The sequence below is a fragment of the Rhizobium sp. NZLR1 genome, from assembly GCF_017357385.1.
GTDB lineage: Bacteria > Pseudomonadota > Alphaproteobacteria > Rhizobiales > Rhizobiaceae > Rhizobium.
Map to the genome: position 1 here is coordinate 1,592,649 of NZ_CP071632.1, position 21,236 is coordinate 1,613,884.

The window sequence follows — 21,236 nt, forward strand, 5'->3', positions numbered from 1 at the left end:
GCGGCTTTTCAGACGCGCAAAGGACGCTGTAACACTTTGAACCTGCGCATCGTGCTTTCCAATCGATTCCGATTTTCGGGCCGATGCGGTAGATGACGGCTTTGGCTGCGGACCGTCAACATTCTTTCTGTCTTTTCACTGCCTTTGCGTGGAATTTGCGACGGACACCGGTTATTTCGCGGCGTCGTCGTGGAAATGGTTATAGACCTGCTTGGCGACGGCTTCCGATATGCCTTCGACCGTCATCAGGTCGGAGAGCGCCGCGCGAGAAACCGCCTTCGCCGTGCCGAAATGCTGGAGCAGCGCGCGTTTGCGCGATGGCCCGATGCCGCCGATCTCGTCGAGCGGGTTCTTGATCATTTCCTTCTTGCGCCGTGCCCGGTGCGAGCCGATTGCGAAACGATGCGCCTCGTCGCGCATGCGCTGGACGAAATAGAGCACCGGATCGCGCGGCGGCAGGGTAAAACTCTCGCGTCCCGGCGGGAAGAAGCGCTCGCGCCCGGCATCGCGGTCGACGCCCTTGGCGATGCCGATCGCCGTCACGCTGTCGGTGATGCCGAGCTCGGTGAGGATGGCGCGTACCGCGGTCATCTGCCCCTGGCCGCCGTCGATCAGGATCACATCGGGCCAGGCCGGGAAGGGCATGTCGGCGGCGTCGGGCGCGGCGGTCTGCGCCGTCCGGTCGGGAATGCCTTCGTCCTTGATCAGCCGCGAGAAGCGCCTCGTCATCACCTCCTTCATCATGCCGAAGTCGTCGCCGGGGGTGATGTCGGTCGATTTGATGTTGAACTTGCGGTACTGGTTTTTGACGAAACCTTCCGGCCCCGCGACCACCATTCCACCGACGGCATTGGTGCCCATGATATGCGAGTTGTCGTAGATCTCGATGCGCTGCGGTGCATAGGCAAGCCCGAACGTGTCCTTGAAACCTTCGAGCAGCCGCGATTGCGACGCCGTCTCGGCGAGCTTTCGCCCATGCGCCTCGCGCGCATTGCCGACGACATGGTCGACCAGATCGCGCTTCTCACCGCGCTGCGGCACCAGGATCGAAACCTTGTGAGCGGCCTTTTGGCTGAGTGCGGCCGCGAGCAGTTCCATCTCCTCGATCGTTTCCGACAGCATGATCTGCTTCGGCACAGGCTTGTCGTCGTAGAACTGAGCGAGAAAGGCATTCAGCACTTCGGCGCCGGAAAGCTGCGGATCGGCCTTCGGGAAATAGGCGCGGTTGCCCCAGTTTTGACCGGTGCGGAAGAAGAACACCTGGATGCAGGAAATGCCGCCCTCATGGTGGATGGCGAAAACATCCGCCTCCTCGACGCCGGCTGGATTGATGCCCTGATGGCTCTGCACATGCGAAAGTGCTGCCAGTCGATCGCGATAGATCGCCGCCCGCTCGAAGTCGAGGTCCTCGGCCGCCTGGTTCATGGCCTCAGCCATGTGCGACTTCACCTTCTGGCTCTTGCCGGAGAGGAAGTCCTTCGCCTCCTGCACCAGTTCGCCGTAACCCCCGTCGCTGACCTCGTGGGTGCACGGCCCGGAACAGCGCTTGATCTGGTAGAGCAGGCAGGGGCGGGTGCGCGTTTCGAAGACGCTGTCGGTGCAGGTGCGGATCAGGAAGGCACGCTGCAGCGAATTGATCGTCCGCCCGACCGCGCCGGCCGAAGCGAAAGGTCCGAAATAGTCGCCCTTTCGCGCTCTCGCACCGCGATGCTTGAAAATGGCCGGCGCCCGATGGTCGCCGGTGATGAGGATATAGGGAAAGGACTTGTCGTCGCGCAGCAGCACGTTAAAGCGCGGCCGCAAGCGCTTGATCAGATTCGCTTCCAGCAGCAGCGCTTCGGTTTCCGTGCGCGTCGTCACGAATTCCATGTTCGCCGTCTGCCGCACCATCTGGGCGATGCGGTTGGAATGCACGCGGCCGACGGCGTAATTGCCGACGCGCTTCTTCAGGCTGCGCGCCTTGCCGACATAAAGCACGTCGCCGTCGGCATTGAACATGCGGTAGACGCCGGGGCTGTTCGGCAGCCGCTTGACGAATTCGCCGATCAGTTCCGCGCCGATGAGCCCGGTCTCGTTGAGGCTGCCCGCGTTCCAGTCGACCGCAGTCGCAAGCGGGGCGGCGGCGGAAACATCGCCTTCCACCTCGATATCGTCTTCGCTCTCATCCGTATCATCGTAGAGAACGCCGCCATCCGGCAGCTTTCGTCCGTTCATTCCGTAATCTCCGCCACATCGGGCGTCTGCCAGGCGAGGTGCTGGCCGCCATCGAGGGCAATCATCTGGCCGGTGATCGAGGGCGTGTCGAAGAGAAAGCGAATCGTCTGTCCGAACTCGCCGAATCCCGGCCCCGCCTTCATGATAAGCCCGTCGATCTGTGCCTGGAAGTCCTCTTCCGACTGCCGCGCGCTACGCACCGTCGGACCGGGGCCGATGGCGTTGACGCGCAGCTTCGGCGCAAAGGTCTGTGCCATCGTCTGCGTCGCCGTCCAGAGTGCGCCCTTCGAAAGCGTGTAGGAATAGAAGCCGGGGTTGAGCGCCCAGACCCGCTGGTCGATGATGTTGACGATCAGTCCGTTCGCATCGTCGGGCAGTTGTTCGGCAAAACCCGCAGCGAGAATCGAGGGCGCCCGCACATGGATGTCGAAATGCTGCGCCCATGCCTGCGCATCGAAACTGCGGGCCGAATCCTGGCGGAAGATCGAGGCGTTGTTGACGAGCAGGTCGATCGGCCCGAGAGCTTCTGACGCTCTTTTCATGAGCGCGCTTGTTTCGCCGATATCGGTAAGATCGGCCATAAGCGCGATCGCCCGATATCCCTTCTGCCGCAATTCCGCCGCCAGCTCTTCGGCTTCATCGATGGAGCCGTTCGCGTGGATCGCAACGGAAAAGCCATTTGCAGCAAGGTCTTCGGCGATTGCCCTGCCTATTCTTTTAGCGGCCCCAGTTACAAGGGCCGAGCGAAGTCTTTTGTGGTTCAAAATCCTGCCTTCTGATCCCGCGAGTCTGTCTGCTGACTATATAGGCGCGGGCGGAGATTATATAAATAGGCCGTCGCGGTTGCGTCCGTGAGCAGGATATTCTATGTATTATTTAAGAATGCGATTTCTTGAAATAAGTATTTTAAGATCAACTCTTCGGTATGGTTAATGAAGTGTATGTTGCACTCAAGCAACATCGAATTTCGGCCACGCGGCAGCCACAATGATATCACAATTTGGCTCTTTCAAATCCGCATTTGAGTTCCAATTTCAGTCTCGATCCGGAAGGGACATCTGGCAATATCCCGCCAATGCTTCACTGATAGACAGATGGCAAGCAAAGCGGGACTGAAAGGAGACTAAGTATGCGTGTACTCATTGCTGGCCTCATGGCCTCCGTTTTTGCAATTGCGGGCGTCTCGGCAGCTCAGGCGGCCGATGCCGTCGACCAGGTTCCGGAAGCACCGGTCGCCCAGGACGCTCCGGTCAAGCCGGCCGGTAGCTGGGAAGGCTTTTACCTCGGCGGCGCCGGCACCTACAACATGGGTGACTTCGGTTCCGACCGTCACACCTATGGTTTCGGCGGCCAGGTCTTCACCGGTTACAACTGGCAGCAGGGCCAGATCGTTTATGGCGTTGAATCCGATCTCGGCTACAGCGGCGACGACGTCTCCTCAGACGGCGTCAAGAACAAGTATGGCTGGAACGGCTCCGTCCGTGGCCGCGTCGGCTACGACATGAACCCCTTCCTGCTCTACGGCACCGCCGGTCTTGCCCTCGGCAACGTCAAGGTTTCCGACGGCACCTCGGATGAAAGCAAGACGAACTACGGCTATACGGTCGGCGCTGGCGTCGAAGCCTTCGTGACCAACAACATCACGACGCGCCTCGAATATCGCTACACCGACTACCAGAGCAAGGACTACGACCTCGACTCCGGCAGCTTCTCGCGCGGTTACGACGAGAACAGCGTCAAGCTCGGTATCGGCGTCAAGTTCTAAGCCGAACAGAACCGTCCAAGCATGGAAAAGCCGGGCACGTTGCCCGGCTTTTTGCTGCTTCCTTGTTGTTGCCGGCGCTCAGGCCGACGAGCCGACTGCTCTCAGCCCTGGGCTTTCAGTTCGCCATGGGCGGGGAATTTCTTGTCGAACTGCCGCAGCCAGTCGACCAGCGGCGCATGATCGGCTTCCCACTGGTCCTTGAAGCGCAGCTCGAGATAATCGAGCGTCGCGGCCAGCGCGAAATGCCCGCCGCTGAGCTTCTTGCCGAGCTTCGGCGGATCGGCGCTGAGGTGAGCAAGCCCGCTCGTCGCCTTTTTCCATTGCCGGTCGATCCAGGGCTGATGGACCTTTTCCTCGTCGCGGAAGCGTCGCTCGTAGATGATGGCGAGCAGGCAGTCACAGATGCCGTCGCAAAGCGCCTCGAGGATTTCCGCATCCGTGCGCTTGCCCTTCTTCGCAGGATAGAGCTTGCCCTTCGTCAGCCGGTCGAAATAATGCATGATCGCCACGCTGTCGTATATCGACACTCCGTCATCGGTCAGCAGCGTCGGGATCTTGCCGAGCGGATTGTTGTCCACCAGGATCGCCGGTCCGGTATTGGTGTCGACCCGAATGGCGTTCACCCCTAGGCCGAGAAAATGCGCGGCCATCCGCACCTTGTTGGAATAGGGCGAGGCGGGCGAACAGAGCAGCTTCATGGGATACCTGATCAGATTGTGGACCTGTGGCGCGGACTATTCCCGAACCCGGTTGCCGGGTCAATCGTCCTTGATCGCCGCCTTGTTCTCGCCGCGCAGCCAGAAGGCCCGGTGCGAGGCAAAACGGTCTTGCGCCAGATGGTCCTTCAATGCCGGCAGCAATTGATGCAACTCGTCCTTCAGCGTGAAGGGCGGGTTAACGATGACGAGGCCTGAGCCCGTCAATCCGGTGATGCCGCGGTCGCTGCGGACCGCGAGTTCGGCGCAGAGCATTTTCGGGATGTCGAGCGCCTGCAGCGCCTCGTGGAATTCCTTGATCGGCGCACCCTTCTTCAGCGGATACCACAGGCAATAGGTGCCGCCGGGAAAACGGCGATAGGCCTTTTCCAGTCCCTCGGCGAGGCGCTGATATTCGTCCTCTTCCTCGAAGGGCGGATCGACGAGCACGATGCCGCGCTTCTCCTTCGGCGGCAGGTGCGCGCCGAGCGCCAGCCAGCCGTCGAGCTCGGTGATGCGGGCGTGGTGATCGCCCTCGAACAGCCGGTGCAGCCTGACGAAATCTTCGGGATGGAGTTCCATTGCCGACAAGCGATCCTGTGGCCGGAACAGCAGCCGCGCAAGTTTCGGCGATCCGGGATAGAAACGGACGCCGCCCTCAGGGTTGAGTTCGCGGATGGCGGAGAGATACGGCTCCAGCAGTTCGGAAACCTGAGGGCCGAGATCGGCCTCCATCAGCTTGCCGATGCCTTCGAGCCATTCGCCGGTTTTCTGCGCTTCTTCGGACGAGAGGTCGTAGAGCCCGATGCCGGCATGCGTGTCGAGCACGCGGAATGCCCCATCCTTCTTTTGCATGTAGCGGATCAGCCGCGCCAGCACGGCATGTTTCAGCACATCGGCAAAATTGCCCGCGTGATAGATGTGGCGGTAGTTCATTTTCGCTGATGTCCGTATGAATTCGCGTCATGGGGAAGTTTTGTGGCTTTTGGCCGTGCAAGCCTTGGAATATACAAATGCCATGAACATTGCGACCCCCATCCACGCCAAATCCCCGAAGTCGGACACCAGGGTAGGCCACACGGCCTGTCCGCACGACTGTCCCTCCACCTGCGCGCTGGAGGTCGATATAGCAGAGGATGGCCGCATCGGCCGCGTGCGCGGCGCCGGCGACCATTCCTATACCTCCGGCGTCATCTGCGCCAAGGTCGCCCGTTATGCCGAGCGGCTCTACCATCCCGAGCGGCTGATGCATCCCTTGCGCCGCGCCGGCGCCAAGGGGGCAGGGCAGTGGCAGCAGATTTCCTGGGACGATGCGCTGGATGAGATCGCCGAAGCCTTCGTGAAGGCCGAGGCAAGGGACGGCAGCGAGGCGATTTGGCCCTATTTCTATGCCGGCACCATGGGCTGGGTGCAGCGCGATTCGATTGATCGCCTGCGCCATGCCAAGCGCTATTCGGGCTTCTTCTCTTCGATCTGCACCAACCCCGCCTGGACCGGCTTCACCATGGCGACCGGCACGCTGCGCGGTCCCGATCCGCGCGAGATGGGCCGCACCGATTGCGTCGTCATCTGGGGTACCAACGCGGTCTCGACGCAGGTCAACGTGATGACCCACGCCATCAGGTCGCGCAAGGAGCGCGGCGCGAAGATCGTCGTCATCGACATTTACGACAATCCGACGATGAAGCAGGCCGACATGGCCTTGATCGTCAAGCCGGGCACCGATGCGGCACTTGCCTGTGCCGTCATGCACATCGCCTTCCGCGACGGCCATGCCGACCGTGACTACATGGCGAAATATGCCGACGATCCCGCGGGGCTCGAAGCGCATCTGAAAACCAGGACGCCGCAATGGGCAGTAGATATCACCGGCCTTTCGGTCGAGGAGATCGAAGCCTTCGGCCGCCTCGTCGGCACGACGAAAAAGACCTTCTTCCGCCTGGGCTATGGCTTCACCCGCCAGCGCAACGGCGCCGTAGCCATGCATGCGGCCGCCTCGATCGCCACCGTTCTCGGTTCCTGGCAATATGAGGGCGGCGGCGCCTTCCATTCGAACAGCGATATCTTCCGCATGAACAATGCGGAGCTGACCGGCCGGCCGATGAAGGATGCCGATATCCGCATGCTCGATCAGTCGCAGATCGGCCGCGTGCTCACCGGCGATGCTGTGGCGCTACGCCATCGCGGCCCGGTGAGAGCAATGCTGATCCAGAACACCAACCCGGCAAACATCGCTCCCGAACAGCGCCTCGTCAGACGCGGCTTTGCCCGGGACGACCTCTTCGTCGCCGTGCACGAGCAGTTCATGACCGAGACGGCTGATATCGCCGACATCGTCATCCCGGCGACGATGTTCGTCGAGCATGACGACATCTACCGGGCCGGTGGCCAGAACCATATCCTGCTCGGGCCGAAGCTGGTCGAGCCGCCACCTAGCGTGCGCACCAATCTCTTCGTCATCGAGGAACTGGCCAAACGCCTCGGCGTCGCCGATCGACCCGGCTTCGGTTTTTCTGCCCGCGAAATGGTCGACCGCGTCCTCGAATCGAGCGGCCTGCCAGATTACGACCATTTCCTCGAACACAAATGGTTCGATCGTCAGCCCGCTTTCGAGGAGGCGCATTATCTGAACGGCTTTGCCCATCCGGATGGCAAGTTCCATTTCCGCCCGGACTGGATCAATCAGCCGGCGCCGAACAAGCCGCCGGCGGCGATCGGCGTGCTCGGGCCGCATGCCGAGCTTCCGGCTTTCCCCGATCAGGTCGATGTCATCGAAGTTGCCGATCGCGAACATCCCTTCCGTCTCGCCACGTCGCCCGCCCGCAATTTTCTGAATTCGAGCTTCTCCGAGACCAAGACGTCTCGTCAGAAGGAAGGCCGTCCTGAGGTGATGATCAATCCCGCCGACGCTGAAGCCAATGGCATCGCCCACGGCGATCTCGTCCGCATCGGCAACAGTCGCGGCGATCTGCGCATCCACGCCCGCATCACCACCGAGGTGAAACCTGGCGTTTTGATCGCCGAGGGCCTCTGGCCGAACAAGGCGCATGTCGATGGCGAGGGTATCAACGTCTTGACCGGCGCCGACCCGGTCGCGCCCTATGGCGGGGCGGCCGTGCATGATAACAAGGTCTGGCTTCGCAGGGACGCAGCATGATGCAGCCGAAATCGCGGGTGAAGATCGTCAGCGAGGAAACGCTGTCGAATGGTTGGACAAAGCTGAGCAGTTATCTGCTCGATTATATCGACCGCAAAGGCGCGACCCAGCGCTTGAAGCGGGAGGTTTATCACCGCACGCCCGCCGCCTGCATCCTGCTTTATGATCCGAAGCGGGATCTCGTCGTTCTCGTCCGCCAGTTCCGGCTTGCCGTGCATCTGAACGGCGATCCGGCCTGGATGATCGAGGTGCCGGCCGGCCTTCTCGATGACGACCATCCCGAACAGGCGATCCGCCGCGAGGCGATGGAAGAAACCGGTTACCACCTGCGCGATGCGCGTTTCCTCTTCAAATGCTACCCGTCGCCGGGCGCGGTCACCGAAGTCGTCCACTTCTTCGTCTCCCTGATCGACATCGCCGACCGGGTCGCGGAAGGCGGCGGCCTGGACGAGGAGCACGAGGATATCGAGGTTCTCGAAGTCCCGCTCGACGAAGCCGCCGGAATGATCGAAGACGGCGAGATCTTCGACGCCAAGACGATCATGCTGCTGCAATGGGCCATGTTGAACAGGAATGATCTTCGATAGCGGATGCGGCGATCGAGGCCTCGTTCGCCAAATTGCCTGCGGGGCGATCCCATTACCCGCGATCGTCTTAGTTTTCGCCGCGAACTCGCATCATCTGCCGAAAGGCACGTCGCTTTAATACAGGTGTTGCGTTGATGATGCGCATGACGCCGCGCATGGCAGCGAGCTGGACTGTGCCGACAATCGGCCGATGAGCCGGATCGCTGGCATCCATATGCCTTTTCGATTCGAGTACTGCTTCGGTACTGTAGCGAAGCATTTCGGCTTCATAGGCGTGTATGGCTTCGACGAGCGGCTTTTGAGCTCGGTCCGCCTCGACCAGCATATGCCCAAGCAGAGCGGCATCGCGAAGCGCCGTATTGGCGCCGGCGCCGCGTCCAGGTGTCATCGTATGGACGGCGTCACCGAGCAGTGTGACGTTCGAACTCGTCCAAGGTTTCAGCGGCACGGAAGTCCTGACCTTGACATCGTGGATGGTCGCGGGCTCCGTCATACGGATGAGCGCGCGCAAGTGCGGATGCCAGTCCCGAGCAAGCTCCAGGCCCAATTCTCTCAATTGCTCTCCGCTCAGGCCGGCCGTATCCCGCGGGCAATTCTGCCGAGCGCCCCAGATGCCCCAGCCGATACTGTCCTCGTCGAGCGCTTCGACGAAATCCGGCCAGCGAGCGGCAAAATCAGGGTTGCTGCGGCTGTCGGCGAACTCGAGCGAGTGAATAATCGCGCCGAACCCCATCGGCGCCATAATCATCGACATGCCTTTCAGCATCTTGTCCGACAGCAGAGCTTTCGCCTCGACCGTCATAGGAATTTTGCCCCCGAGCGACACGATCCCCGTGTCTTCCAGACGCGCTTCCGGCAAGTATTGCCTGCGCACAGCAGAGTTCGTGCCGTCAGCGCCGACCAAAACATCTCCCGTCGCCAGACTTCCATCCTGAAAGCAAGCGGTGACGGACCCGTCGGCGTTACGTCCGTACCCCTGAAGCGCTTTGCCGAAGGAGACGTTGTCTTCAAGCCCCCTGAGCAGAACCCGCCTCAGCGTCTTTCGAACGACGTTCTTTTCACCGTCAAGAGTATTCGCAGCCGCATCACCGATGTCGAAGCTCAGCACCTCACCAAGCTGTTCCGTCAACATGTTGAAATAGCATGGCGACCTGGCGCATGTGGTAAGATAGAGGTCGTAGAGTTCGTTGGGTATACAGGCCTTTAGCGCTCGGCTCCCAGCCGGGCTGATACCGACGCGATAGCCGCCGGTGTCGGCGTTCGGTGCGATGTCGCGCTCATACACCGCAATGCAAACGCCAGCCTGTTTAAGCAGATGAGCGAGTGCCAAACCGCCAGTCCCGGCGCCGATAATCAAAACCTTCATGGTGCTAGTCCTTGTCGAGCTTGGAGTGGGTGGAGAACTCGACGGCAATCTGCCTGAGCCACTCGTCTGTCCAGGTGATGCGCCCGGCGCGCAGGTCCCCGATGACGCCATTGACCCAAGACAACTCGGTCGCGTGAAGCGCTCGGAGATATTCCATCTCAAGTAGGAAGAGCCTTGGTACGGCCTGCGCCTCCCGCAGGAGCCCGTCGATCCGCCGAAGTTCCGACTCGATGGCTTTTGCCCGGTGCTCAAGCAGACCCAACACATCGTTCGGCGTCAGCAGAGCAAGAAATGATACGGCTGCGGGGAATTCCGGATATTCCCGCGTCAAGGCCGACAACATCTCGCGGATCCATGCCAGCGCAACGTCGCGGCCCTTTTCGGTGATCTCGTATACGGTCCGCTCGGGACGCTTGTCATCCCGGACTGTTTTCTGCTGGGCAATCAATGCCTCGCGCTCGAGCCGATGGATGGTTTGATAAAGGCTCGCCCTCTGCGTGACGTTGATCACTTCATCCTTGCCGCGCTCCTTGATGAGCCGCTGCATTCGGTAAGGATGCAGCGGCTCTTCCATGAGCATTGCAAGGACAGCGAGCGCGACTGGTGAGCGTTTGATTAAGGTCATAGTCATAGTATTACTAGTTAAGTTATAACTAGTCAACTGGCTGTTGGACAGGGTACTCGGTTGGATCGGTGACCGTGAATTCATGGAGCGGCGCATCGGACCATTTCCAAAGCGCAAGTTTCCGCTTTAAGGTGAGTGTGCTCGAAATTTCATACGACTGTCACGAAGCGGTTCTATCCGCTGCGGTCTGTCAATCATCCGATGCGGTCAGGAGAAAGCCCATGTGGCTCAGCAATTTCACCCTCGTTCTCCCAAACGAGGTGGTGAGTGAAGGTTCCGTGCGTGTTGAGGACGGCGTCATTGCCGAGATCAGGCCGGAGCCGGTTGCCGGGGCGGCGATCGACGGCGGCGGTCGGCTGCTGATGCCGGGCTTCGTCGATCTGCACGGCGACATGATCGAGCGCGAGATCGCGCCGCGCCCGAACGCGACGATGCCGATCGATTTCGGCATTCATGAACTCGACAAGAAGCTTGCCGCCGCCGGTGTCACCACGGCCTTTGCCGCCGTCTCCTTCGCCACCGAAAGCGTCTATGGTCACGTCCGCTCGTTGGAGACGACCTCGGCGGTCATCGAAGGCATCAACCGCTTGCGCGACAATCTGCTGATCGATCACCGCGTTCACGCCCGCTACGAAATCACCAATGTCGGCGCCGCTCCGGCGCTCGAACGCCTGCTGAATGCCGACCAGATCGACATGGTTTCGCTGACCGACCACACGCCGGGCCAGGGCCAGTACAACAACCTGCAAAGCTACATCCTCAGCATTTCCGAGCGCCGCGCCGTCTCCGAGGAAATGGCAGCCGAGATCGTCGCCAAGCGCATCGCCATGCGCAACAATCCTGACATCGAGGCCAAGCTGAAGGAGATCGTCGCGCTGTCGCTGAAGCACAAGCTGTCGCTGGCCTCGCATGATGATGACAGCGTCGAAAAAGTCGCCGAGATGCACGACCTCGGCGTCACCATCAGCGAGTTTCCGGTGACGGCGCCCGCCGCAGAGGAGGCGCGCCGGCGCGGCCTCTGGACGCTGATGGGAGCGCCGAACGCGCTGCGCGGCCAGTCGATGTCGGGCAATCTCAGCGCCCTCGATGCCGCAAGGGCCGGTCTCCTCAGCGTCATCGCCGCCGACTATCACCCGGCCGCCTTCGTGCCGGGCATCTTCAAGCTCGCCGACATGGTGGAGGGTGGACTGCCGGCCGCCGTCGCCATGGCCACCGGCAATGCCGCCCGCTCCGCCGGCCTCCTGGATCGCGGCGAAATCGCCATCGGCCAGCGCGCCGATCTGGTCGTGGTTGAGCCAGGCGAGGTCCATCGCATCCGTGCGACGTTCCGCGCCGGCCGCTTCGTCTACAGCGACGGCACGCTGCATCCTATACATGCGCTGGCGGCATAGCTCAACTCCCTGCTGAGGTGCCTGGAACGTCTGCGAAGTCACGGTGCATCACTCGTCCAGTGAGCGCATAAATTTCACTTGCAATTGAAAATTCAATTTGTAATCTACGCTCGTCGACAACGGTTACCGCAATTGCAACTTCAGGGCGCTGGATTCCGTCCGGCGGGCCACTGGGCTGGGGAAATATGAATAGCTTTGGGACCGGCAAACGTTGAGTCCGAATGCCTCGATCGAGAGAGTCGACGCCGTCGACGATTCTGACTTGTCACACGGCATCACTATCCCAGCGCCAGCTGATGGGGATCTCGATATGATGAGCCAAGGTTTGGGTGAGCCATTGCCAAGTCCCGGTCGGACTGCACGATGGTGGCTCAGCGTACCATACGGTTTGGTGATGCGAGTCTCGCTAGCAAGGCTCGCAAATTGAAGAACTACTTTTTCTTTCTGGATGAACTTCGGGGGTAGCTGCGCTATCCGTGGTTCTCTTGCATGCCAGCCAGGCTTTCGGATTCGGCCTTAATTCCCACGCTTCTCTGGCCGTGGATTTCTTTTTTTGCCTTAGCGGCTTCGTTCTCGCTCATAGGTACGATCAAAAATTAAAGTCGGGCGTTCTGCGGAGCAGTGCATTCTTCCTGAAGCGTCTATTGCGCCTTTACCCCTTGATCGTGGCTGGTGTCGGCTTGGGCGTTGTCGCGTCGCTATTTACTTCAACACCGAGTATCCCACTCGCCGACGTCCCGATTCTGGCTCTAGGTGCACTACTCCTATTGCCGTTAGGGCTTCTGGCGGGGCAAGAGGCGTTCGCGATCAACAACCCACTTTGGTCGCTCTGTTTTGAGATGTTCGCCAGCGGGGTGTACGGATCAGCCGCTCGCCGGAGAATTCGTTTCCAGCATGAGGCAGCGGCGCTCATATTATTGGCAGCAGCGCTTTTCCTGGTCGTCACCATCGAAGGTTCTATTGGTCCGGTCGGCTTTGCCAGCTGGCAAGCGTTCCTAGAAGGATTTGTCAGGGTCGGCTTTTCGTTCCTTGGTGGTGTTCTGATTTTTCGCTGGAAAATCAGTCGTCTTGTCGGAACGGTTCCACCTCAGATCCCGCTTTTCATCCTGATAGGGGTTTTATTTTTCCCCTTTGCTGTCTCCAAAAACATGTACGATTTCTTCTGTATCGCTATCATAATTCCGATCGTGGTCGTGCTAGCGGTTGCAGTTCCGCTGAACAAGGAGCGGCCGTTAGCGGCATATCTGGGACGGTTGTCCTATCCGCTCTATATTGTTCATCAGCCCATCATTCGACTCGGCGCTGAGTTCCAAAACCTTGGCGACGGAAGTGTGCCATTGCCGATTGCGGTAAGCGGCACCCTCTTAGCTGCCGTTGGGGCGGCACATTTTCTATCCACCCGTTTCGATGAACCGATTCGCGCCTACATCGGTCGGAAATTTTCGACAGAGATATAAGTGACGCCTTTGAATAGGAAGTTGACGGCGGTCGCCCTCAGCATCGTCGTCCTGCTTGGCAGTGTAGCGGCAGGTCTCGCCGCCGCGACACATCCTTCGGCGCCGTCATTGCCTCTGGAACGGTCGTTGTTGCCCTAAGCGCGGTCGCCGATCAGCGAAATCAGTTGGGCCTGGGGCGCAGCGGCCGAAGCTTCGGCGCCGACGGCCTTGCCGCCTTCCATCGTCACGCGGCCTTCGGCAAAGAGCCGCAGCCCTTGCGGATAGATCTGGTGTTCGATGGTGAGCACGCGCGCGGCAAGGCTTTCGGCCGTGTCGCCTGTGAGAATCGGGACGGCGGCCTGGCCGATCACCGGCCCTTCGTCCATGCCTTCGGTGACGAAATGCACCGTGCAGCCGGCGATCCGCATGCCGGCGTCGATCGCCCGCTGATGTGTATGCAGGCCCGGAAACAGCGGCAGCAGGGAAGGGTGGATGTTGAGCATCCGGCCTTCATAACGCTGGATGAAGGTAGGCGTCAGCAGCCGCATGTAGCCTGCCAAGCAGAGAATGTCGGGGGACAGCGTGTCGAGCGCGGCAAAGATCGCCGCCTCGTGCGCTTCCTTGCTGGCATAATCCTTGCGGGGAAAGGCGAAGGTGGCGATACCCTCGGCTGCCGCCTTGGCGAGCCCGCCGGCATCGGCCTTGTCGGAGATCACGCCGACGATTTCTGCGGGGTAGTCGGCGGCCTTCGCCGCCGCAATCAGCGCCATCATGTTCGAGCCGCCGCCGGATATGAAGACGACGGCGCGTTTGCGCGGCGAACTCATATGGCAAGCGTGCCCTTATAGACCGTGCCGGCAGAACCCTCATCGCGGGCGATCATGCGCCCAAGCGTGACGACGGTCTCGCCCTCGGCTTCGAGTGCGGCGGAAACGGCCGCGACATTCTCGGCGGCGACGACGGCGATCATGCCGACGCCGCAGTTGAAGGTGCGCAGCATTTCATTCGCTTCGACGCCGCCGGTCTTGGCGAGCCACGAAAACACCTTGGGAACCCTGACGGCGGCAAGATCGATCTCGGCCGCCAAATGCTTCGGCAGCACGCGCGGAATATTTTCCGGGAAGCCGCCGCCGGTGATGTGCGCCAGCGCTTTGATGGCGTCGGTCTCGCGGATCACCTTCAGAAGCGGCTTCACATAGATGCGGGTCGGCTCAAGCAGGGCCTCGCCGAGCTTCTTGCCGTCGGCGAACGGCGCCGGCGCATCCCAGTCGAGACCGGACAGTTCGACGATCTTTCGCACCAGCGAGAAGCCATTCGAATGGGCGCCGGAGGAGGCAAGCCCGAGGATCACGTCGCCCTCGGCGATATCGCCGGAGGGGAGCAGCTTGCCGCGTTCGGCAGCACCGACGGCGAAACCGGCGAGATCGTAGTCGCCGGAGGAATACATGCCGGGCATTTCGGCGGTCTCGCCGCCGATCAGCGCGCAGCCGGCCTGCCGGCAGCCGGCGGCAATGCCGCCGACGATGGCCGCGCCCTGGTCGGGGTCGAGCTTGCCGGTGGCGAAATAATCGAGGAAGAATAGCGGCTCGGCGCCCTGCACGACGAGATCGTTGACGCACATGGCGACGAGGTCGATGCCGACGGTGTCGTGGTAATCGGCATCGATGGCGATCTTCAGCTTTGTGCCGACGCCGTCATTGGCGGCGACCAGAACCGGGTCGGTAAAGCCGGCGGCCTTGAGGTCGAACAGCCCGCCGAAGCCGCCGATCTCGCCGTCGGCGCCGGGGCGGCGCGTCGAGCGCACCGCCGGCTTGATCTTCTCGACGAGGAGGTTGCCGGCATCGATGTCGACGCCCGCATCGCTGTATGTCAGGCCGTTTTTCCCAGACTGGCTCATGCTGGTCTCCGATGGCTATTTCTGGCGGCAGACGCGCCGCGTCATCTGCCGGTCGCAATTGCATGACAGGGGCCTTTATGCAAGCGCCGCATGGCAAAAGCCCCCAATTTCCCGCGTCTTCCCCGAGCCTTTTCGGGATTTGGCGCGGCAGGGTTGACCATCTTTGCGCCTGCATCCTATGTGCTGAATGGCCGCTTCGGTTCGGATGCGGCTTTTGGTCGGCGGCGAGCGAACAGCGGGGAAGCGATGCCACAGCAAGTCAGCGGCAACAGTCTCAAGCGTCAGATATTCTTCTGGCTGGCAGTGCTCGTCTTCTTCATCGTCTTTCTCTATGTCTTCAGCTCGATCCTGCTGCCTTTCATCGCCGGCATGGCGATCGCCTATTTCCTCGATCCGGTGGCCGATCGGCTGGAGCGTCTGGGCCTGAGCCGCATGATGGCGACGGTCGGCATCCTCATCTCTTTCGTCATTATCTTTGCGCTGGCGCTGATGATCCTCATTCCCGTGCTCGTCAGCCAGTTCAACGATTTCGCCGAGCGTCTGCCGACCTATATCAGCCAGTTGCAGCAGTTCATCAGCCAATCGCAGAATTCGCTGCTGCCGGATTGGGTCAAGAGCCAGGCCGGCACGATCAAGGATAATTTCTCCGGAATCCTCTCCGAAGGCATGGGCTTCTTGACCGGGCTCTTCGCGCAGATCTGGAATTCCGGCAAGGCGATCGTCGACGTCATATCGCTGCTTGTCGTCACTCCGGTCGTCGCCTTCTATATCCTGCTCGATTGGGACCGCATGGTCGCCAAGGTCGATCAATGGATCCCGCGCGATTATATCAGCGATGTCCGCCAGATCGCCAAGGAGATCGACCAGGCGATCGCCGGCTTCATCCGCGGCCAGGGCTCGCTTTGCCTCATCCTCGGCATTTATTATGCCGCCGGCCTGTCTCTCGTCGGCCTGAATTTTGGCCTGCTGATCGGGCTCTTTGCCGGCATGATCAGTTTCATTCCCTATGTCGGCTCGATGGTCGGCCTCGTCCTCGCCATCGGCGTGGCGATCGTCCAGTTCTGGCCGAATTATCCCTGGATCGGCCTGGTGCTCGCCGTCTTCTTCAGCGGCCAGTTCCTCGAGGGCAATATCCTGCAGCCGAAGCTCGTCGGCTCCAGCGTCGGCCTGCACCCGGTCTGGCTGATGTTTGCGCTGTTTGCCTTCGGCGCGCTCTTTGGTTTCGTCGGTCTTCTGGTCGCCGTGCCGGCCGCCGCCGCCGTCGGCGTGCTTGTTCGTTTCGCGCTTTCGCGTTACCTTCAGAGCGATCTTTATTTTGGCGTGTCGCCCACTGGCCGCACCCGAAAGACGAAATCAGTTCCCAATGAATGACGTGAACAACGCTGATCCGAAGCGCAAGGCCGGAGAGCAGCTACCGCTGGTCTTTTTGCACGATGCTGCAAGCGGGCGCGACGACCTCCTGGTCTCGGAGCGTCTCGCCGCCGCCGTTTCGATCGTCGATGCCTGGCCGGCATGGCCATCGCCGGTCGTCGTGCTCGCCGGCCCGGTCGGTTCGGGAAAATCGCATCTCGCCCGCATCTGGCGGGAACTGAGCGGCGCAGTCGACATCCATCCCGAACTTGGCTCAGACGCCGCGGTTGCTGCCGCCGCCGGTCCCGTACTGTTCGAGGACGCCGACCGCCTTGGCTTCGACGACAATGCGCTGTTTCACGTCATCAACAGCGTGCGCGAAAATGGCACCGGGCTGTTGATGACCAGCCGTCTCTGGCCGATGTCCTGGCCGGTTTTGCTGCCCGATCTGCGCTCGCGCCTGAAAGCTGCAACCGTCGTCGAAATCGGCGAACCCGACGAGGCGTTGTTGTCGCAGGTGATCGTCAAGCTCTTTGCCGACCGGCAGCTTTATATAGATGACAAACTCGTGCTCTATATCGTTAACCGGATGGAGCGGTCGCTGAATGCCGCCCAGACGATCGTCGAAAGGCTTGACCGGCTGGCCCTGTCGCGGGGCACGAAAATCACCCGGTCTCTGGCCGCCGAAGTATTGAATGAATTGGGAAATTCGGAGCCGGCCGATTGACTGTCACAGTTCCGTCGTGAAACTGATATAATTGCCTTCGGCGATTGAGAGCGGGGTAAACGGTCTATGGATAGCGCAGTCGCAGAACATCAGGAACTTACTCCGCAATCCAACGACAACACTCCCCCGCTGGAAGAGCTGCTTAAGAGCCCCGAGCGCTTCATCAACCGAGAATTCTCCTGGCTGCAGTTCAACCGCCGCGTCCTGGAAGAAACGTTGAATACCGAGCATCCGCTGCTCGAGCGCGTTCGCTTCCTGTCGATCTCGGCCGCCAACCTCGATGAATTCTTCATGGTGCGTGTCGCCGGCCTCGAGGGCCAGGTGCGCCAGAACATCGTCATCCGCAGCCCCGACGGCAAGACGCCGGCCGAGCAGCTCGATTCGATCCTGCAGGAAATCGACCATCTGCAGATGGAGCAGCAGGCCTCGCTGGCCGTGCTGCAGCAGTATCTCGCCAAGGAAGACATCCTGATCGTCCGCCCCGGCGCTTTGAGCGATGCCGATCGCCAGTGGCTGGCCGCCGAATTCGAACAGGCGATCTTTCCTGTCTTGACGCCGCTGTCGATCGATCCGGCCCATCCGTTCCCGTTCATTCCAAATCTCGGCTTCTCGATCGGCCTGCAACTCGTCAGCAAGAATGGCCGCGATCCGATGACGGCGTTGCTGCGCCTGCCGCCGGCGCTCGACCGCTTCGTCCGTTTGCCGGATGATGGAAACACGATCCGCTACATCACTCTGGAAGATGTCGCCAACATCTTCATCCACCGGCTCTACCCGGGTTACGAGGTGCAGGGCTCCGGTACGTTCCGCGTCATCCGCGACAGCGATATCGAAGTCGAGGAAGAGGCCGAGGATCTTGTCCGCTTCTTCGAAACGGCGCTGAAGCGGCGCCGCCGCGGCAAGGTCATCCGTATCGAGACCGACTCGGAAATGCCGGCCTCGCTGCGCCAGTTCGTCGTTCAGGCGCTTAATATCCCCGACAATCGCGTCGCCGTTCTGCCGGGCCTTCTGGCGCTGAACACTCTGTCCGAGATCACTAAGGCGCCGCGCGAGGATCTCAGGTTTCCTTCCTACAATGCGCGATTTCCCGAGCGCGTCCGCGAACATGCCGGCGATTGCTTCGCCGCCATCCGCGAAAAGGACATGGTCGTCCATCACCCCTACGAATCTTTCGACGTGGTGGTCCAGTTTCTTCTCCAGGCTGCGCGCGATCCTGACGTCCTGGCGATAAAGCAGACGCTGTACCGCACCTCCAACGACAGCCCGATAGTCCGCGCGCTGGTCGACGCCGCCGAAGCCGGCAAGTCGGTGACGGCGCTGGTCGAGCTCAAGGCTCGGTTCGACGAAGAGGCGAACATCCGCTGGGCGCGCGATCTCGAGCGTGCCGGCGTGCAGGTCGTCTTCGGCTTCATCGAACTCAAGACCCACGCCAAGATGTCGATGGTTGTCCGCCGCGAGGAAGGCAAGCTCAGGACCTATTGCCACCTCGGAACCGGCAACTACCACCCGATCACCGCGAAGATCTACACTGACCTGTCCTATTTCACCTGCAATCCGGTCATCGCCCACGACATGGCGAACATCTTTAATTTCATCACCGGCTATGGCGAGCCGGAACAGAGCATGCAGCTCGCCATCTCACCCTATACGATGCGCCCGCGTATCCTGCGCCACATCGACGAAGAGATTCAGCACGCCAGGAACGGCGCCCCGGCGGCGATCTGGATGAAGATGAATTCGCTTGTCGATCCCGACATTATCGATGCGCTCTATCGCGCCAGCCATGCCGGCGTCGAGATCGATCTCGTCGTGCGCGGCATCTGCTGCCTGCGTCCGCAGGTGCCCGGCCTTTCGGAAAAGATCCGCGTCAAGTCGATCATCGGCCGCTTCCTCGAACATAGCCGCATCTTCTGCTTCGGCAACGGCCACGGCCTGCCATCCGACAAGGCGCTGGTTTACATCGGTTCGGCCGACATGATGCCGAGAAACCTCGATCGCCGCGTTGAAACCATGGTTCCGCTGACGAATCCGACCGTTCACGAGCAGGTCTTGTCACAGATTATGCTCGGCAACGTGATTGACAATCAACAAAGCTACGAGATATTGCCCGACGGTACGTCGCGGCGCATGGAAGTGCGCAGGGGCGAGGAACCGTTCAATGCGCAGCAGTATTTCATGACCAATCCGAGCCTGTCGGGCCGTGGTGAAGCTCTGAAGTCCAGTGCGCCGAAGCTGATCGCCGGCCTGCTCGAAGGCCGCAACAACAAGTAAAACTGGACCAAATGGTTGAATCTGAAGCCCAGGGGCGCCTTCCGGGGATCGCCCCGGTCTCCGTCGTCGATATTGGATCGAATTCCATTCGTCTAGTCGTCTACGAAGGCATGTCCCGTTCGCCAACCGTCCTCTTCAACGAAAAGGTTCTCTGCGGCCTCGGCAGGGGTATTGCCCTTAGCGGCAAGATGGATGAAGACAGCGTCAGTCGGGCTTTGGTGGCGCTGCACCGTTTCAAGGCGCTGTCCGATCAGGCGCGCGCCGCCACCATGTATGTATTGGCGACGGCCGCCGCGCGCGAGGCGAGCAACGGTCCTGATTTCATCCATCAGGCCGAAACCATCCTTGGCCGCAAGGTCCGCGTGCTCTCGGGCGAGGAGGAGGCGAAATTCGCCTCGCTCGGGATCATCAGCGGCTTTTACAATCCCGATGGCATCGCCGGCGATCTCGGCGGCGGCTCGCTGGAGCTGATCGATATCAGGGGCAAGGAAGTCGGCAAGGGCATCACGCTGCCGCTCGGCGGCCTGCGCCTGTCGGAATATGCCGGCGGCTCGCTGTCCAAAGCCCGGACCTTTGCCCGCAAGCAGGTGAAGACGGCAAAGCTGCTGTCGAAAGGCGAGGGGCGCACCTTCTACGCCGTCGGCGGCACCTGGCGAAATATCGCCAAGCTGCACATGGAGCTCACCAACTATCCGCTGCACATGATGCAGGGCTATGAGGTCTCGCTCGAAGCGATGATGCTGTTCCTCGAACAGGTGGTCAGCGCGCGCGATTCCAAGGAGCCGGCGCTGCAGGCGGTGTCGAAGCACCGCCGTTCGCTGCTGCCCTTCGGCGCCGTCGCCATGAAGGAAGTGCTGAGCGCGATGAAGCCGTCGGTGATTTCCTTCTCGGCGCAGGGTGTGCGTGAGGGATATCTCTATTCGCTGCTGTCGGAGGGCGAACGTCGCCTTGATCCGCTGCTTGCCGCTGCCGGCGAACTGGCGATCCTGCGTGCGCGTTCGCCCGAGCATGCCCGCGAACTGGCGGAATGGACCGGCCGCATGATGCCTCTCTTTGGCGTCCAGGAAACGCAAGAGGAAAGCCGCTACCGTCAGGCCGCCTGTCTGCTTGCCGATATCAGCTGGCGTGCCCATCCCGACTATCGCGGCCTGCAGGCGTTGAACGTCATCGCTCACTCTTCCTTCGTCGGCATCAGCCATCCCGGCCGCGCCTTCATCGCGCTCAGCAACTATTACCGTTTCGAAGGGCTACACGACGACGGCGCAACAGGCCCGTTGGCGCAGATCGCCACACCCCAGTTCATCGAGCGCGCCAAGCTGCTCGGCGGCATGCTGCGCGTCGTCTACCTCTTCTCGGCCTCGATGCCCGGAATCGTCAAGAACCTGATCTTCCGCAAGTCGTCGAACCCGGACATCGACCTCGAATTCGTCGTGCCCCCCGAATACCGCGATTTCGCCGGCGAACGCCTGGACGGCCGCCTGCAGCAGCTGTCGAAGCTGACGAACAAACGGCTGGCGTTTCTGTTCGAGTAGGGCGGTGCAACGGTCGCTGTGCCGTGCCGGCCCCCTCTGGCCTGTCGGCCATCTCCCCACAGGTGGGGAGATCGGCTGGGCGCAACGGTTTCCCAAAACAATTGCCGTTGCAGCGCGACGAAACGGTAGAGAGGTGGGAAGGCCAAGCCGCTTGTGATCTCCTGTGGGGGAGATGCCCGGTAGCGCAGAGGGGGGGCTGGCACGGCATGCCGTACGATGTACC

The 21,236-nt window shown here is 61.0% G+C and carries 17 protein-coding genes; 9 read left to right on the forward strand and 8 right to left on the reverse strand.

Going from position 1 to position 21,236, the window contains the following annotated elements; all coding sequences use genetic code 11:
- Positions 1 to 171: 171 nt before the first annotated feature.
- Positions 172 to 2,214, reverse strand: coding sequence for an excinuclease ABC subunit UvrC (gene uvrC, locus J3O30_RS07980; protein WP_207583688.1), 2,043 nt, complete (start codon positions 2,212 to 2,214; stop codon positions 172 to 174).
- Positions 2,211 to 2,978 carry an SDR family oxidoreductase gene (locus J3O30_RS07985; RefSeq protein ID WP_207583689.1) on the reverse strand — a complete coding sequence of 256 codons (768 nt, stop codon included), beginning with the start codon at positions 2,976 to 2,978 and terminating at the stop codon, positions 2,211 to 2,213. The genes uvrC and J3O30_RS07985 overlap by 4 nt, the downstream gene beginning before the upstream one ends.
- 365 nt (positions 2,979 to 3,343) lie before the next feature.
- Between J3O30_RS07985 and J3O30_RS07990 the strand changes: the two genes are divergently transcribed.
- Positions 3,344 to 3,979: an outer membrane protein gene (locus J3O30_RS07990; protein ID WP_207583690.1), complete on the forward strand. Its 636-nt coding sequence runs from the start codon at positions 3,344 to 3,346 to the stop codon at positions 3,977 to 3,979.
- Positions 3,980 to 4,080: 101 nt separating this feature from the next.
- On the opposite strand, the gene J3O30_RS07995 is transcribed toward J3O30_RS07990, so the two are convergent.
- Both J3O30_RS07995 and J3O30_RS08000 read right to left on the reverse strand, forming a co-directional pair.
- A complete protein-coding gene (locus J3O30_RS07995; RefSeq protein WP_207583691.1) occupies positions 4,081 to 4,677 on the reverse strand; it encodes a glutathione S-transferase in 597 nt (198 codons plus the stop codon).
- A gap of 60 nt (positions 4,678 to 4,737) precedes the next feature.
- Complete coding sequence (locus J3O30_RS08000; protein ID WP_207583692.1) at positions 4,738 to 5,610, reverse strand: 23S rRNA (adenine(2030)-N(6))-methyltransferase RlmJ; 873 nt, start codon at positions 5,608 to 5,610, stop codon at positions 4,738 to 4,740.
- A gap of 16 nt (positions 5,611 to 5,626) precedes the next feature.
- Between J3O30_RS08000 and J3O30_RS08005 the strand changes: the two genes are divergently transcribed.
- Together J3O30_RS08005 and J3O30_RS08010 are read left to right on the forward strand one after the other, a co-directional pair.
- Positions 5,627 to 7,831 (forward strand): molybdopterin oxidoreductase family protein, encoded by a 2,205-nt coding sequence (locus J3O30_RS08005; protein ID WP_207583693.1) that lies wholly within the window; start codon positions 5,627 to 5,629, stop codon positions 7,829 to 7,831.
- Positions 7,828 to 8,418 carry an NUDIX domain-containing protein gene (locus J3O30_RS08010; protein ID WP_207583694.1) on the forward strand — a complete coding sequence of 197 codons (591 nt, stop codon included), beginning with the start codon at positions 7,828 to 7,830 and terminating at the stop codon, positions 8,416 to 8,418. Before J3O30_RS08005 ends, J3O30_RS08010 begins: the two co-directional genes overlap by 4 nt.
- A gap of 67 nt (positions 8,419 to 8,485) precedes the next feature.
- Here the strand turns inward: J3O30_RS08010 and J3O30_RS08015 are convergent, their stop codons facing one another.
- Positions 8,486 to 9,784: an NAD(P)/FAD-dependent oxidoreductase gene (locus J3O30_RS08015; protein WP_207583695.1), complete on the reverse strand. Its 1,299-nt coding sequence runs from the start codon at positions 9,782 to 9,784 to the stop codon at positions 8,486 to 8,488.
- Positions 9,785 to 9,788: 4 nt separating this feature from the next.
- Positions 9,789 to 10,358: a helix-turn-helix transcriptional regulator gene (locus J3O30_RS08020; protein ID WP_207583696.1), complete on the reverse strand. Its 570-nt coding sequence runs from the start codon at positions 10,356 to 10,358 to the stop codon at positions 9,789 to 9,791.
- A gap of 272 nt (positions 10,359 to 10,630) precedes the next feature.
- Between J3O30_RS08020 and J3O30_RS08025 the strand changes: the two genes are divergently transcribed.
- Positions 10,631 to 11,800 carry an alpha-D-ribose 1-methylphosphonate 5-triphosphate diphosphatase gene (locus J3O30_RS08025; protein ID WP_207583697.1) on the forward strand — a complete coding sequence of 390 codons (1,170 nt, stop codon included), beginning with the start codon at positions 10,631 to 10,633 and terminating at the stop codon, positions 11,798 to 11,800.
- 476 nt (positions 11,801 to 12,276) lie between these two features.
- Positions 12,277 to 13,257: an acyltransferase gene (locus tag J3O30_RS08030; protein ID WP_348651596.1), complete on the forward strand. Its 981-nt coding sequence runs from the start codon at positions 12,277 to 12,279 to the stop codon at positions 13,255 to 13,257.
- Between the two features lie 134 nt (positions 13,258 to 13,391).
- Here J3O30_RS08030 and purN read toward each other — a convergent pair whose 3' ends face one another.
- Complete coding sequence (gene purN, locus J3O30_RS08035) at positions 13,392 to 14,063, reverse strand: phosphoribosylglycinamide formyltransferase (RefSeq protein WP_207583698.1); 672 nt, start codon at positions 14,061 to 14,063, stop codon at positions 13,392 to 13,394.
- Positions 14,060 to 15,133, reverse strand: coding sequence for a phosphoribosylformylglycinamidine cyclo-ligase (purM, locus tag J3O30_RS08040; RefSeq protein WP_207583699.1), 1,074 nt, complete (start codon positions 15,131 to 15,133; stop codon positions 14,060 to 14,062). Before purM ends, purN begins: the two co-directional genes overlap by 4 nt.
- A gap of 246 nt (positions 15,134 to 15,379) precedes the next feature.
- On the opposite strand from purM, the gene J3O30_RS08045 reads away from it, so the two are divergent.
- The 4 genes from J3O30_RS08045 (at position 15,380) to ppx (ending at position 21,013) form a co-directional block, all read left to right on the forward strand.
- A complete protein-coding gene (locus J3O30_RS08045) occupies positions 15,380 to 16,504 on the forward strand; it encodes an AI-2E family transporter (RefSeq protein WP_207583700.1) in 1,125 nt (374 codons plus the stop codon).
- Positions 16,497 to 17,210, forward strand: a complete 714-nt coding sequence (gene hdaA / locus J3O30_RS08050) for a DnaA regulatory inactivator HdaA (RefSeq protein WP_207583701.1) — start codon at positions 16,497 to 16,499, stop codon at positions 17,208 to 17,210. Before J3O30_RS08045 ends, hdaA begins: the two co-directional genes overlap by 8 nt.
- A gap of 66 nt (positions 17,211 to 17,276) precedes the next feature.
- Positions 17,277 to 19,481, forward strand: a complete 2,205-nt coding sequence (locus tag J3O30_RS08055; RefSeq protein ID WP_207583702.1) for an RNA degradosome polyphosphate kinase — start codon at positions 17,277 to 17,279, stop codon at positions 19,479 to 19,481.
- An 11-nt stretch (positions 19,482 to 19,492) separates the two neighbouring features.
- Positions 19,493 to 21,013, forward strand: a complete 1,521-nt coding sequence (gene ppx, locus J3O30_RS08060; RefSeq protein ID WP_207583703.1) for an exopolyphosphatase — start codon at positions 19,493 to 19,495, stop codon at positions 21,011 to 21,013.
- Positions 21,014 to 21,236: the final 223 nt, after the last annotated feature.